We start from the raw sequence: 12,251 nt of genomic DNA on the forward strand, positions 1-12,251 counted from the left end.
GGGCATGGTCGGGAGCCTAACGCCCGCCGCGCTGGCCGGTTGCGCGGAATCCCTCTCGACCGTCCACCCGGCGGGACCCACCGCGGCCACGATCGCCACCCTGTGGTGGGCCCTGCTGAGCGGGGCGACCGCAATCCTCCTGCTCGTCGTGCTCCTGCTCGTGCTGGCATTCCGCCGCGGCGAGGGGCCGTCCGGACCCGAGGCGGATGCCCGGCGCGAGCGGGTCTGGATCCACGCCCTCGGCCTCGGCTTCTCGCTCACGGTGCTGGCCGCCCTGACTGCCTACGGACTCTACGTGGGCGAGCGGCTCCTGCCCCGGCCGGGACCGGAGGTCGTGACCGTCCGCGCCGAGGGACGGCAGTGGGCGTGGTCCTTCGGCTACGCCGATGCGCCGGGGCGTGCGACCGAGGGCATCCTCCACATTCCGGCCGGGCGGCCGGTGGACGTCCGGATCACCAGCGCCGACGTGATCCACAGCTTCTGGGTGCCGCGCCTCGCGGGCAAGCTCGACGCGATCCCGGGCCACGTGAACGTCCTGCGGATCGAGGCGGATGCGCCGGGAGACTACGCAGGCGTCAGTGCCGAGTTCAACGGACACGGCTACACCGGGCACCGCTTCACCGTGCGGGCGCATGACGCGGCCGCCTGGGACACCTTCCTCCAGGGAGGGGCGCAATGAACGCCCTGCGCCGTCACCGCGCGCTCGAACGCATCTGGGGTCCGCGCCCGGGCTGGCGCGGCAAGCTCACGACCGTCAACAACAACGACATCGGGTTGATGTTCCTGGCCTTGGCGGTGACCTATTTCGTGATCGGCGGCATCCTCGCGATGCTGATCCGCGCGCAGCTCGCTACCCCCCGCTCGGCCTTCATGGGACCGGACGTCTACAACCAGGTCTTCACGATGCATGGCGTCATCATGATGTTCCTGTTCGCGATCCCGCTGTTCGAGGGGCTGACGGTCTATCTCCTGCCGAAGATGCTCGGGACGCGAGACCTGGCCTTTCCCCGGCTCAGTGCCTTCGGCTTCTGGTGCTACGCCTTCGGGGGTGCGCTGCTGATCCTCGCGCTCCTCGCCGGGATCGCGCCGGACGGCGGCTGGTTCATGTACCCGCCGCTCTCCTCGACGCTCGGCTCACCGGGGATCAACGCCGACTTCTGGCTCCTCGGGATCACCTTCGTCGAGATCTCCGCGATCTCGGCCTCGGCCGAGATCGTGGTGACCGTGCTGCTCTACCGCGCACCCGGCATGTCGCTCGACAGGCTGCCGATCTTCGCCTGGTACATGCTGGTCGTGGCGATGATGATCCTGACGGGGTTCCCGCCGCTGATCCTGGGCTCGACCCTGCTCGAACTCGAGCGCGCGTTCGGGATGCCCTTCTTCCAGGCCGACGCCGGGGGCGATTCCATCCTCTGGCAGCACCTGTTCTGGCTCTTCGGCCACCCGGAGGTCTACATCATCTTCCTGCCCGCGGCGGGTGTCATCTCCACCGTCCTGCCGGTGATGGCACGCACGACGCTGCTGGGCTACGGCTGGATCGTGGCCGCCGCCGTCTCCCTCGGGATCCTGAGCTTCGGGATCTGGGTCCACCACATGTACGCGACCGGCATCCCGCACATGGGACTCGCCTTCTTCTCGGCGGCCTCGACGCTGGTGGCGGTGCCCACGGGGGTGCAGGTCTTCGCCTGGATCGGGACGCTCTGGAAGGGCCGTCCCGAGATGCATCTGCCAATGCTCTGGATCCTCGCCTTCTTCGCCACCTTCGTCATGGGAGGGCTCACCGGGGTCATGGTGGCGGTGGTGCCCTTCGACTGGCAGTCGCACGACACCTACTTCATCGTGGCGCACCTCCACTACGTCTTGGTGGGCGGGTTCGTGTTCCCGATGCTCGCGGGACTCTACTACTGGCTGCCGAACTTCACCGGGCGGAGGCGCTACTTCAAGCTGGGCAAGACGGCATTCTGGCTCGTCGTGGTGGGGTTCCACGGAACCTTCCTACTGCTGCACTGGGCAGGACTCCTGGGGATGCGGCGGCGGATCGACCACATCGAGCCCGGGTCGGGGTGGGAACTCATCAACCTCCTGGCCTCGATCGGCGGCTTCGTCATGGCGATCGGGTTCGCGCTCGTGCTCATCGATGTGGTGGTGAACGCGGTCGTGGCCGTCCGCGGTCGGCGCAACCCTTGGCAGGCGGGAACGCTGGAATGGGCCATGCCTGCGCCGTCGCCTTCCTACAACCTCGCCTCGATCCCCAAGGTGCACAGCCGCAATCCCCTTCATGACGATCCCGACCTGCCCGTGCGCATCGCGCGCGGCGAGGGCTACCTCGGCGACCCGGGCAGCGGCCTGCGCGAGATCCTGACGGTGGAGATCGCGAGCGGGCGGCCGAACTCCCTCGTGATCTTCCCGACCAACTCGGCGTTGCCGATCGTCATGGCCTTCGTCACCGGCGGTCTCTTCGTCGGAATGCTGATCAAGGCGTACTGGCTCGTGCCGCTTTCCCTCGTGGGCGTGGCGGCGCTCGGGATTTGGTGGGCCTGGAGCCTGGGGAGCCGCGAGGACCAGGATTCACGCCCGGTCGGGCATGGGCTTGTCCTGCCGCCGGCCACGGAGGTGGAGCGGCCGCCGGGCTGGTGGGGCTCGCTGTTCCTGCTCCTCGCCGACGGGGTGTTCTTCGGTTCGCTCCTCTTCGGCTACGCCTTCCTCTGGACGGTGGCGCCGAACTGGCCGCCGCCCGCCTGGCTCGAACCTGGCCTTCGGGGACCGCTGCTGGCACTCGGCGGCGCGGTCCTGGCCCTGGGAGGCATCCGCCTGGCCGACCGTGCGCTCCGGCGCGACGGTGGACCCTGGCTCGGCCTGCTCCTGAGCCTCGCGGGTCTCTCCGCGCTTGGGGCCGCCGCCGTCACGGTGCTCACGCGGACGTCCCACGACGCCCACGCCTACGACGCCACGCTCTGGGTGGTGGCGGGCTACGTCGTCTTCCACGCGACCGTCGCGGGCCTCATGACGGTGTTCCTCGCGCTGCGCGCGGCTGGCGGGTACCTCTCGGCCCGGCGCGTCGGCGAGGCGCGGGTGGTGCGGCTCTGGACCGACTACGCCGTCGCGGTCGCGTTGCTCGGCCTCGGGGCCGCCTGGCTGCCGGGAGTGCCGACATGACCGACATCCTCCGGATCGCGGTCCCGCTCACGGCCTGGCTCGCCGCCTTCAGTGCCGTGTACGGGCTCCAGGGCCTCGTCTGCTCGCCGCGCTGGGCCGAGGCGGGCTTCGACCTCGCCGCGGGCCGCGCCGCCATGACGGCGGCCTGGATCGCCGCCGCCATCCTCCAGGTTGCCTTCCTCCTCGCCCTGCGCTCGCCCCGCTTCGCATCGCGCTCGGCCTTCGTGCGCGGGGTCAGCCTGACGCTGGCGGTCGTGGCCCTGGTCGCCACGCTGTGGACGCTGGTCCCGGTCGTCACGACGTCGGCCTGTCTTTGAGCCGCGCCGCTCTGCCGACCCTTCAACAGGTCGATTCACGGAAGGACGGGTGGGACGGACGTCCGTGGTGGCCTTTCCGCGGAACTGGGAACCATCGGCACCCGTTTCTTCAGGGCTGGGCCGGGGAGCGTTGTCGGGAGGCATCGATGCGCAAATCGGCGACCGTGATGAGTCTTCCACTGGCCTTCCTCCTGCTGACGCCCCTACACGCCCAGGAGATGCGCACCGGGGCCAATGCCTTCGGCACCTGGCAGGATGATGCCCCCGGCGTCAGCCGGCACATCACGCCCGCCGACCTGCCGCCGCCGAGCCTTCACCAGAACGACCCCGAAGCACCTGATTTCGAGCGGCTGCCGAAGGTCGTCGATGCCCCGCAAGGCAAGCTGCCGGCCGTGCCGCAGGGCTTCGCGGTGCAGGTGGTCGCGAAAGACATGAACAAGCCCCGCGTAATCCGGATCGCCCCGAACGGCGACGTCTTCGTGGCGGAGAGCGGCGGTGGGCGCGTCCTGGTCGTCCCCGCAGAAGCAACCAAGGGCGGGTCGGCGACACCCCAGGCCTTCGCCGAGAACCTGGACCGACCCTTCGGCATCGCGTTCTATCCGCCGACCGACCCCCGCTATGTCTACGTGGCGGCGGCCAACCAGGTCGTGCGCTTCCCGTACCGCAACGGTGACCGCAAGGCACGGGGGCCGGCCGAGGTCATCATTGCGGACATCCCGACCAAACGGCATTGGACCCGCGACCTCGCGGTCTCCCGTGACGGCCAGCGCCTGTTCGTCTCGATCGGCTCGGCCTCCAACGTCGCCGCCGTGATGCCGAACAAGTCGGCTGAGGAGATCAAGGCATTCGAGAAGACGCACGGGGTCGGTGCCGCCTGGGGCGAGGAGGAGGACCGCGCAGTGGTGCAGGTGTTCGATCCGGAAGGCAACGACGTCCGCAACTTTGCGACCGGCCTGCGCAACTGCTCCGGCATGACCATCCAACCGGGTACCGACACCCTGTGGTGCACGGGCAACGAGCGCGACCACCTCGGCGCCAACCTGGTGCCGGATTTCCTGACCAGCGTGCGCGAGGGCGGGTTCTACGGCTGGCCGTGGTACTACACGGGCGGCAACGAGGATCCGGCCCATGCCGGCGAGCGCCTGGACCTCAAGGACAAGGTCCTCGTGCCCGATGTCCTGCTCCAGCCGCATTCATCCACGATGCAGATCGTGTTCTACGATAAGGACGCGTTCCCGGCCGAGTACCGCGGCGATGCCTTCGCGACCATGCGCGGGTCCTGGAACCGGGAGGACAGGACCGGCTACAAGGTGGTCCGTGCCCGCATGAAGGATGGCAAGCCGACCGGCGTGTATGAGGACTTCATGACGGGGTTCGTGCTCGACAAGGACACGGTCTGGGGGCGGCCGACGGGTCTCGCGGTTGCGCCTGACGGCGCGTTGCTTGTCAGCGACGATGCCAACGGCACGATCTTCCGGGTGACACACGGAGGAACCAAGTAACCGAGCAAAGTCGCCGGAGCAGGCCTGGCGGCGTGTCAGACATCAGGCTCCGGCCGCTTCAGGGATCGGATGCGGGAGGACAGTTCTGGTGTACCGTTCTCGTCGCACAGCCGGGCGGCCTCCTCCAGCGCCTGGTTCCAGACTGCCCGGGCCCGGCTGGCACGCTCCAGAAGGGCCGAGACATCGACCGGGCCGGAACCCGTCCCGGTCCATGCCGGCGGGTCGCTGGCCGGGAACGACTCGAGGCTGGCCTCGTCCACGGCATCGAGGTCGTCAGGCCTCGTTTGGTTGGTGGGCATGGTGCTCCTCCCTCGATCGGCCCGCAGGCCGCCAGAGCGTGAGGGCTTCAATCGATCTGGATCGCCGGATCCGGCAATCAAGTGCAATGGTGATTGCCGCGGATACCCTACGCTACGGTCACAGGTAGTCCGGGTCCGTCGTCACGTCGACGGTGAGCCAGACCTGCGGCCAGCTCGCGTCCAGCCGGGCGGCGACATCGCGGCGGATGCCGTCGACGGCCGCGACCGTCCCGACCTGGTAATCGGGCGCCACGAGGATGTGGATCTCGACGAACTGCCCGCGGCCGATCTGGGCGACGTGGCTCGAATAGGTGAGAAAGCCGCGCTCCCGCACGAGCTCGTCCACGACCTGCCGGACGCGGCGGTCGAGTTCCTCCGGCGCCACCTCGAGCACGTCCCGCATGGCGCGGCGCAAGGTCTTCAGCGGCACGGGCAGCAAGGCAAGCGAGATGCACAGCAGGACCGCCGGATCGACGTAAGGCGCCCACCCGTGATGCCCTGAGGCTGTCAGACCCACTGCGATGGCATAGGCGAACAGAAGGGCGAGGCTCACGAAGCCGCTCATGAGCCAGGCCCGGGCATCGACGGCGAGCAGGATCGAGCGCTGGCGATGCGCCAGATGGCTCATGTAGTCCGCCATGACGAAGCCGGTGGTGCCCATCAGGCCGGCCCAGGCCAAGCCGGCCCCGTAAGCCATTGGGTTCCCGCCATTCATCAGTCCCCGCAGGGCGTCGATGACGGCGTAGAGGCAGGCGGTGACCAGGATCGCACTCTCGGCCGCAGCAATCAGTGGCTCGAGATGCCAGTAGCCGTACTGGAAGCGGGGACTTGGCTCCTGCATCAGCAGCTTCGCCACGGCGAGCGCCCCGAAAGTCAGGGCGACGTCGACGAAGCTGTACATGCCGTCGAACGTGATCGCGCGCGACCCGATCACCAGGCCGCCGAGGATGCCCGCCACGCCCGTCAGCGCCGTCACGGCAATGGACAGCTTCAGGGCGCGTTGCTCCGCCAGCGCCTCCATGTCTCGTGCCGCTTCGGACGGCCGGGATGCGCGCCCGGCGGTATCCTGGATCATGAACTCCCCGGGTCAGGCGGATGGTGCAGTCCGGGACCGATGCCTTCTTTATGGACCCGGTCTGCCGACCGCCATCGCACACTCTACAGCGTCCGAGGTTCATGTGCGACGGTGCCAGGCCCATCGGCCCCGACATTCGTTCGTCGGGTGCAAAGCGGGCGGGCCGCGATGCCGGCCCTGGGCGTGGCCGCTAGGCCGCCATGGCCCGGATGCGCTTCTGCACGGCCTCGAGCTGCCGGACGTAGGGTTCGCGCCGCTCGCGGTGGAGTTGTTGCAGCCTGTGGATCGTGGAGTGCTTGAGCCAGTCCTCCGCCGAGCTGTTCCTGACCGTCTCGATGTCGCTCTGATGCGCAAAATCGAGGTCGGCGAGGGTGACCAGGAGCGATTGCAGCAAGGGTCCGACCTCGGGGGAGTACATGCGGGGAAGATGCGGTTCCGATCGGAAGGGCGAGCGCTCGCGTTTGCCGGTCATGGGCTTCCTCTCGTTGCTGCTTGATTGCCGGCCTTGGCCTGGACCCCGCAGGTGACACTGGACACGCCTGCACCCAACCCTCCCCAAAGGCGGTGCAGGGCGCCAGGCCCCTCATGGCAGCGATCCCTTCGGCTTCGACCCGCCTTGTCCTGCCCTGTTTCTCTGGAACGAGTCCCGGGACACCCAGGCGGCGAAGCCGAGAACGGCGATGCCGTAGATCGAGAGAATCCTGCCTGACTCGATCATCATCGCCCCGAGGGTTCCGAGCATCAGGCACACGCCGCCGAACAGGATGGCTGCCATCATGGTCGCTCGAAATCGCATCATCGGTTCCTCCTTCCGGATCAGGAAATCGAGCGGGATCGCACGAGCATCCGGTTCTGGATCGAGCGGATTCCCGGGGTGTTCTCCGCGGCGACGAGGATCGCCTCACGCTCGGCCGCCGAGTCCACGACGCCGGCAATGTCCGCGTTGCCGCGATGCACCGAGATGTGGATGAGCCTATGGGATGGCGTCACCGACTTCACACGCTCCGTCAGGTCCTGCCGGACGGCATCATCCGTGGGAGGATCGGCGAACAGGGGATCGCGGTGGCGCGCCACGGCCTTGACGAGGTCGCTGCGGCTGACGATGCCGACGAGATGCTTTCCGCGCGCGACGGGAAGACGCTTGAGCCGCCGCTTCTCCATGACGTCGGTGACGTCGGCGAGCGTCATGTCCTCCGTGGCCGTCACGACACGCGAGGTCATGACGTGCCGTGCCTTGCGGCCATGGGTCCGGACGTACTCGGCGGCCTCCGCCTCGATGTCGGCGAGGATCCTGCGCCACCAGGAGCGCCGGCGCTGGGTTCCGATCTCGGCCCGCCGGATCAGATCGCTCTCGCTGACGATGCCTACGACATGCCCATCCGCACCGACCACCGGCACGGCGCTGATCCGCTTGCCGGCGAGGACGCCGGCGATCTCACTCACCGGGCTGGCCGTCGAGACGGAAACCACGTCGCGCGTCATCACATCCGCGACGGTGAGTGGACGTGGCGCCTCGTCCTCGGGCGGATGCCGCGACCCGCGATCCTGGTTGTCGGGCGTGCCCTGCGGAGAGCGGCCAAGGGTTTCCCGCCTCAGGCGCCAGGGCAGAATGTCGATGGGGCCATCACCCGGAACGGAGGACGGGCCAAAGGCTGGCGATGGCAACGGGTGCGGCGACAGCGGCTCGGTCGAGCGCTTATGTCTTGCGGTCATGTCTCCTCCTCCGCGCGGCGCAGCATGCAGAAGGCTGGGGGACGGTCCTGACAGGGCGCCGTGTGTCCGATGATTGTTCAGGAAACGTCATGGCCCCGAACGGCGGGCCCCGCGATGCGGCAGGCCTGCCTTCGGGGTTCAGTGGCCTGCGAGGAGGCGACCCGCACGAAGGATTGAGATGCAAGACAGCGTAATCATGACGTCCTACACGTAAGCACGGAATCCTCGAAATCAAGCTTGCCTCTTCGCGGCCATGGCACGCGCGGCCCTGATCCAATGTCGGATCCTGCCCGCGTCCTGCCGATTGAACGCGGCCCGTCGCTTGAGGTCGTCGAAGGCCTCGTCGCGGCGGGTCCGCTCGAACAGTTCACGGGCCAATGCCTCGGCGTCGGCGCGCGTGGATGCATCGTCGCGCGGGCTCGAGGAACGTTGCGAATGATGGGACATCTTGCTCTCCCTGTTTTGATCGCGGCATCGTCGCGCTCATCGGCGCATGGTAAAGCCGGCGTGCAGGCGCGTCGGCCGACGCCTCATGCGGACCCGAGCGTGCGAGGCCGTGTTTGCTTGAATGTTCGGCAGGTTAGGTGCCCCGGGGCCGCGGGGCTCAAGCGACGGGCCTCGGGGGCAGTGTCCTGTGATCAGGGTTCCCGCGTGGCAGAGGCCACGGATGTGTCTTGCGGACATCGACATAGCGGGCGAGCCTAGGCCGCGCCAGGGCTTTGCCAAACGCCGCATTCTGACGCGGGCGGGCATCCTTGATTTCGGGGAGGGCACAACCGAGATTGGGAGCATCATGCCCACGACCCATGCCATTTCCTCCATTCGCGCAGGCCGCCTGAAAACGGGAGACTGAACCCCGGACGCTTCCCGTCCGGGGTTGATCGGCACGCGGCGAAAGCCTGGGCAGCCATCGGCATTCTTGCGATCCTCATTGCTCCGACGCTCGACCCGGCTTCCATGAAGCCGCGACACGCGTAAGTGCGCATGCCCCCGTGCCCTCCACCGAAGACATGCGCCCCGCGCGTCCCACTGGTCGCGGAGGCCTCCTCGCATCCCCATCGGCATCGTCCCGCCAACAAGGAGGACATCATGACCATCGCCCAGCCGCTGGCGCCCCCGCTCCGCAAGATCAACCCGCCGGAGTTGCCGCGCCCGCGCGGGTATTCGCACGCGGTTGCGGGCACGGGCACCTTCGTGTTCGTCAGCGGCCAGACCGCCACCGACCACATGGGCAAGGTGACGACCGTCGGGCTCCTGCTCCAGGCGCGCCAGGCGCTGCGGAACGTCCGCACGGCGCTGGCCGAAGCGGGCGGGGCACCCGAGCACATCGCGCAGATGACCTGGTACGTACTCGATGTCGATCACTACCGGGCGCGACTCAAGGAGCTCGGGGTGGTCTATCGCGAGGTCATGGGGAGCCATTATCCGGCGATGGTGCTGGTGGAGGTTTCCGGGTTGGTCGACCCGGCCGCCATCGTGGAGATCTCGGCGACCGCCATCCTTCCGTCGGGTGGCCAGCCCCTGCCTGCGGGCAGTCCCCTCAATCCTTGAGGCGCCGCCCCCAAGGCCAATGGCCGAGGCATCCGACATGAGGAGGATTGCAATGCACGCTAGTCTGCCACCCGTCATGATGACGCACAAAGACCACAGGCGCCTGATGCGGACGGCCCGGGAACTCGCGGAGCAGGTCCATCCGCTGGCGTCGCCTCTCCGGCGGGAACTCGACAGGGCCACCCTGCACGCGCCCGATCAACTCCCGGACGACGTCGTGACGCTCGACAGGTTCGTGACCTATCGGCTCGCGGATGGGGGTCGCGTCGAAAGGCGGGCCCTCATCCTTTCGGAGGATGGCATGTGGCCGCACGCCGAGGTGTCCGTCCTGACGCCGGTGGGCCTGTCCCTTCTCGGGCTTCGCCCCGGGGACCGGATGCCGGTGATCGGATCCGACGGGCCGATGGATGCCTGGGTCGAGGTCGAGGGCGTCGGACTGAGGGTCACGGGTGGGCTCATGCCGGTCAGGCTCTAGGAGCGATGCGGCAATGCGGATTCTGCTGACGCGCCCGCAGGCGCAATCGCAGGAGCTTGGAACGGTCCTCGAGGGGCATGGCATCGAGTGGCTCGGGGAGCCATTGCTCCGGATCGTTCCGGTTCCATGGGATCCCGGCACCCTTGCGGGCAAGCAGGCGCTCCTGCTGACTTCGCCCAACGCGTCCCGCGAACTGCTTCGGGTTCCCGGGGGCCGCCGGGACCTGCCGATCCACGTGGTCGGGCCGGGCACCGCGGCGCCGCTCCTGGCGGCGGGCTTCACGGACGTGCAGGCGGCGGGCGGGACGGCGGTGGATCTCATTGCCCATGTCCGTCGCCGTGTCGATCCGCGCGCAGGGCGGCTTCTCCACCTCAGCGGCCATGACATCACGCGCGATCTCGCCGTCGCCCTCGCGCCGGCCGGGTTCGTGGTCGACCGGGTGGTCGCATACCGTGCCGCCGCGGTGGAGCGCCTGAGCGCGGAGGTGATGCGCGCGATCTCCCGCAATCGGATCGACGCGGCGGTGTTCCTGTCGGCACGCACGGCGGCGATCTTCCGCGACCTCGTCATCACGTCCGGCATCGCGGATGCCTGCGCCCGCATGACGGCCATCGCGATCAGCCGCAAGGTGGCGACGGAACTGCGTCCGGCGGTCTTCAGCCGGGTGGTCGCTGCGGGCACCCCCTGCCTCGACGGCGTTGTCGATGCGGTTCTGCGCGTTGCTTCCAAGGGCGTCCCTGGCCCACAGGGAGGCTGATGTCATCGATCCGCTCCGGCATTGCCCTGGATCCCCTCCTGGTGCCGATGACGACATGGTTCCGCACGACCCTCGGGCTCACTCCCGAACGTTGCGATCATCAGGATGCCGTGGAGATCCTGAGCGGACGACTGCCTGGTAGACAAGGAGGCAGGCCATGATGAGCACGACGGAGGAAAGTACCTGATCCATCATCGCCGGCGCTCCGCGATCGATTTCATGACAGTTCCCTCCACGGCTCAACGAACCGTCCATGCGGCTGGTACAGCACGCGCAGGAGCGTCAGGCTGCGCAATCCCTCTGGCGTCCGCCACGCGATCGATTGGCCTACACTGAGGCCGATCAACGCCGCGCCTTCCGGCGACAACACGCAGACGCGGGCGGCATCCCCATCGTCCTCGCCGGGATAGACCAGCGTCGCACACCGGACGTCCCCGGTGACGTCGTCACGATATTCCAGCCGCGAGCGCATCGTGGCGAGCGATGGCGGAAGGGTCCGTGGCGTCACGACCGTCGCCCGGATCAGCTCGTCGGCAAGCATCGCCGCCGCAGGGCGGTCCTGCTCGAAGTTCAAGCCGAACGACGCGAGAAAGGCGAGCCGGTCATAGTCGCCCGTCGAGATCGTCAGGGGCGGAAGGGTCTCTTGCTCGATCATCATGTCCTCCACTTCCCTCATACCCACCAGATGCTGCCGGGAGTGCGCGTGATAGCCGTGCCGTCGTCGAGAAAGCGAAGGCCGATGCCCTCCACGACCACCTCATGGGCCGTGCCTTCCTCGATGAAGGACATGCGGTCGCCGACGCGCAGACCCAGAAGCGCCGTACCCAGCGGTGTCGTCACGGAGATCTCCGCGCCGGGCCAGATCAGGTCGTCGGGATGGACGAGCAGGTACGCCCGTGTCTTCGGCTCGTCGTCGATACGGAAGATCACGCGGCAGTTCGTCGAGACGATATCCTCAGGCAGCTCCGATGGATGGCAAACCTTCGCGCGGCGCAGCTCCTCCAGCAGGAAGTTGGACGCCCTGCGGTCGTGCTCCTGCTGGATTATCGCCGTGGAGAGCAGGCGGTTGTAGTCGCTGGTCGCGATGGTGATCGGCGGGGGATGGCGCTGCGCGTTCATGAACATCTCCTCGGGGAACGGTCCTCCCGCGGGGCGCACGCGCGTCCGCAGGAGGACCGGACATATCGGCCCGGCATGCGGGGGTGGCGCATGCGATGGCACGACGATGGATGGAGAAGGACGTCATTTCCCCGAGGGCCGGCGACCGGAGCGGTCCAGCCGGGTCTCGGGGCTTACCTGCCTGCTTTGAGGCAGCCCGCGTGGGCGAAGAAGCGAAGGTTTTTCACGACCGTGTTCATGACGTCTACAAGATAGCCACGTTGCCCGCGAATGCAAGCCTGCGGTCG

At 68.1% G+C, this 12,251-nt stretch carries 15 protein-coding genes; 7 read left to right on the forward strand and 8 right to left on the reverse strand.

Features of this window, described 5'->3' with window-relative positions; genetic code table 11:
- Nucleotides 1–4: 4 nt before the first annotated feature.
- The 4 genes from U0023_RS30405 to U0023_RS30420 all read left to right on the forward strand — a co-directional run bounded on the left by U0023_RS30405 (nucleotide 5) and on the right by U0023_RS30420 (nucleotide 4,975).
- Entirely contained in the window at nucleotides 5–679 is a 675-nt protein-coding gene (locus U0023_RS30405; RefSeq protein ID WP_009762829.1) for a cytochrome c oxidase subunit II, read from the forward strand.
- Complete coding sequence (ctaD, locus tag U0023_RS30410; RefSeq protein ID WP_009762830.1) at nucleotides 676–3,156, forward strand: cytochrome c oxidase subunit I; 2,481 nt, start codon at nucleotides 676–678, stop codon at nucleotides 3,154–3,156. The genes U0023_RS30405 and ctaD overlap by 4 nt, the downstream gene beginning before the upstream one ends.
- Nucleotides 3,153–3,473, forward strand: a complete 321-nt coding sequence (locus tag U0023_RS30415) for a hypothetical protein (protein ID WP_009762831.1) — start codon at nucleotides 3,153–3,155, stop codon at nucleotides 3,471–3,473. The genes ctaD and U0023_RS30415 overlap by 4 nt, the downstream gene beginning before the upstream one ends.
- A gap of 431 nt (nucleotides 3,474–3,904) precedes the next feature.
- On the forward strand, nucleotides 3,905–4,975 hold the full coding sequence (locus U0023_RS30420; protein WP_407667465.1) for a PQQ-dependent sugar dehydrogenase: 1,071 nt from the start codon (nucleotides 3,905–3,907) through the stop codon (nucleotides 4,973–4,975).
- A 35-nt stretch (nucleotides 4,976–5,010) separates the two neighbouring features.
- Here the strand turns inward: U0023_RS30420 and U0023_RS30425 are convergent, their stop codons facing one another.
- The 6 genes from U0023_RS30425 to U0023_RS30450 form a co-directional block, all read right to left on the reverse strand.
- Nucleotides 5,011–5,274, reverse strand: a complete 264-nt coding sequence (locus U0023_RS30425; protein WP_009762833.1) for a hypothetical protein — start codon at nucleotides 5,272–5,274, stop codon at nucleotides 5,011–5,013.
- A 118-nt stretch (nucleotides 5,275–5,392) separates the two neighbouring features.
- On the reverse strand, nucleotides 5,393–6,349 hold the full coding sequence (locus tag U0023_RS30430) for a cation diffusion facilitator family transporter (RefSeq protein WP_009762834.1): 957 nt from the start codon (nucleotides 6,347–6,349) through the stop codon (nucleotides 5,393–5,395).
- A 190-nt stretch (nucleotides 6,350–6,539) separates the two neighbouring features.
- On the reverse strand, nucleotides 6,540–6,821 hold the full coding sequence (locus U0023_RS30435) for a hypothetical protein (RefSeq protein WP_009762835.1): 282 nt from the start codon (nucleotides 6,819–6,821) through the stop codon (nucleotides 6,540–6,542).
- Between the two features lie 111 nt (nucleotides 6,822–6,932).
- Nucleotides 6,933–7,148 (reverse strand): hypothetical protein, encoded by a 216-nt coding sequence (locus U0023_RS30440; protein ID WP_009762836.1) that lies wholly within the window; start codon nucleotides 7,146–7,148, stop codon nucleotides 6,933–6,935.
- A 17-nt stretch (nucleotides 7,149–7,165) separates the two neighbouring features.
- Nucleotides 7,166–8,062 carry a CBS domain-containing protein gene (locus U0023_RS30445; protein WP_009762837.1) on the reverse strand — a complete coding sequence of 299 codons (897 nt, stop codon included), beginning with the start codon at nucleotides 8,060–8,062 and terminating at the stop codon, nucleotides 7,166–7,168.
- A 231-nt stretch (nucleotides 8,063–8,293) separates the two neighbouring features.
- Nucleotides 8,294–8,509 (reverse strand): hypothetical protein, encoded by a 216-nt coding sequence (locus U0023_RS30450; RefSeq protein ID WP_009762838.1) that lies wholly within the window; start codon nucleotides 8,507–8,509, stop codon nucleotides 8,294–8,296.
- A 537-nt stretch (nucleotides 8,510–9,046) separates the two neighbouring features.
- On the opposite strand from U0023_RS30450, the gene U0023_RS30455 reads away from it, so the two are divergent.
- The 3 genes from U0023_RS30455 to U0023_RS30465 are packed head-to-tail and all read left to right on the forward strand — an operon-like array spanning nucleotide 9,047 to nucleotide 10,845.
- A complete protein-coding gene (locus U0023_RS30455) occupies nucleotides 9,047–9,613 on the forward strand; it encodes a RidA family protein (RefSeq protein WP_245272972.1) in 567 nt (188 codons plus the stop codon).
- Between the two features lie 52 nt (nucleotides 9,614–9,665).
- A complete protein-coding gene (locus U0023_RS30460; RefSeq protein ID WP_009762841.1) occupies nucleotides 9,666–10,088 on the forward strand; it encodes a GreA/GreB family elongation factor in 423 nt (140 codons plus the stop codon).
- A gap of 13 nt (nucleotides 10,089–10,101) precedes the next feature.
- Complete coding sequence (locus U0023_RS30465) at nucleotides 10,102–10,845, forward strand: uroporphyrinogen-III synthase (RefSeq protein WP_009762842.1); 744 nt, start codon at nucleotides 10,102–10,104, stop codon at nucleotides 10,843–10,845.
- A 217-nt stretch (nucleotides 10,846–11,062) separates the two neighbouring features.
- On the opposite strand, the gene rnk is transcribed toward U0023_RS30465, so the two are convergent.
- The gene (gene rnk / locus U0023_RS30470; protein WP_052600571.1) at nucleotides 11,063–11,503 is read right to left on the reverse strand and encodes a nucleoside diphosphate kinase regulator; all 441 of its coding nucleotides are present in this window, start codon (nucleotides 11,501–11,503) and stop codon (nucleotides 11,063–11,065) included.
- 14 nt (nucleotides 11,504–11,517) lie between these two features.
- Nucleotides 11,518–11,964, reverse strand: coding sequence for a GreA/GreB family elongation factor (locus U0023_RS30475; protein ID WP_009762844.1), 447 nt, complete (start codon nucleotides 11,962–11,964; stop codon nucleotides 11,518–11,520).
- Nucleotides 11,965–12,251 lie beyond the last annotated feature (287 nt).

The sequence above is a fragment of the Microvirga lotononidis genome, from assembly GCF_034627025.1.
GTDB classification, from domain to species: domain Bacteria; phylum Pseudomonadota; class Alphaproteobacteria; order Rhizobiales; family Beijerinckiaceae; genus Microvirga; species Microvirga lotononidis.

Coding starts and splice junctions, on each gene's coding strand:
- U0023_RS30405 (WP_009762829.1), top strand. CDS start 5: ATGGTCGGGAGCCTAACGCCCGCCGCGCTGGCCGGTTGCGCGGAATCC.
- ctaD (WP_009762830.1), top strand. CDS start 676: ATGAACGCCCTGCGCCGTCACCGCGCGCTCGAACGCATCTGGGGTCCG.
- U0023_RS30415 (WP_009762831.1), top strand. CDS start 3,153: ATGACCGACATCCTCCGGATCGCGGTCCCGCTCACGGCCTGGCTCGCC.
- U0023_RS30420 (WP_407667465.1), top strand. CDS start 3,905: ATGAACAAGCCCCGCGTAATCCGGATCGCCCCGAACGGCGACGTCTTC.
- U0023_RS30425 (WP_009762833.1), bottom strand. CDS start 5,274: ATGCCCACCAACCAAACGAGGCCTGACGACCTCGATGCCGTGGACGAG.
- U0023_RS30430 (WP_009762834.1), bottom strand. CDS start 6,349: ATGATCCAGGATACCGCCGGGCGCGCATCCCGGCCGTCCGAAGCGGCA.
- U0023_RS30435 (WP_009762835.1), bottom strand. CDS start 6,821: ATGACCGGCAAACGCGAGCGCTCGCCCTTCCGATCGGAACCGCATCTT.
- U0023_RS30440 (WP_009762836.1), bottom strand. CDS start 7,148: ATGATGCGATTTCGAGCGACCATGATGGCAGCCATCCTGTTCGGCGGC.
- U0023_RS30445 (WP_009762837.1), bottom strand. CDS start 8,062: ATGACCGCAAGACATAAGCGCTCGACCGAGCCGCTGTCGCCGCACCCG.
- U0023_RS30450 (WP_009762838.1), bottom strand. CDS start 8,509: ATGTCCCATCATTCGCAACGTTCCTCGAGCCCGCGCGACGATGCATCC.
- U0023_RS30455 (WP_245272972.1), top strand. CDS start 9,047: ATGCCCCCGTGCCCTCCACCGAAGACATGCGCCCCGCGCGTCCCACTG.
- U0023_RS30460 (WP_009762841.1), top strand. CDS start 9,666: ATGCACGCTAGTCTGCCACCCGTCATGATGACGCACAAAGACCACAGG.
- U0023_RS30465 (WP_009762842.1), top strand. CDS start 10,102: ATGCGGATTCTGCTGACGCGCCCGCAGGCGCAATCGCAGGAGCTTGGA.
- rnk (WP_052600571.1), bottom strand. CDS start 11,503: ATGATGATCGAGCAAGAGACCCTTCCGCCCCTGACGATCTCGACGGGC.
- U0023_RS30475 (WP_009762844.1), bottom strand. CDS start 11,964: ATGAACGCGCAGCGCCATCCCCCGCCGATCACCATCGCGACCAGCGAC.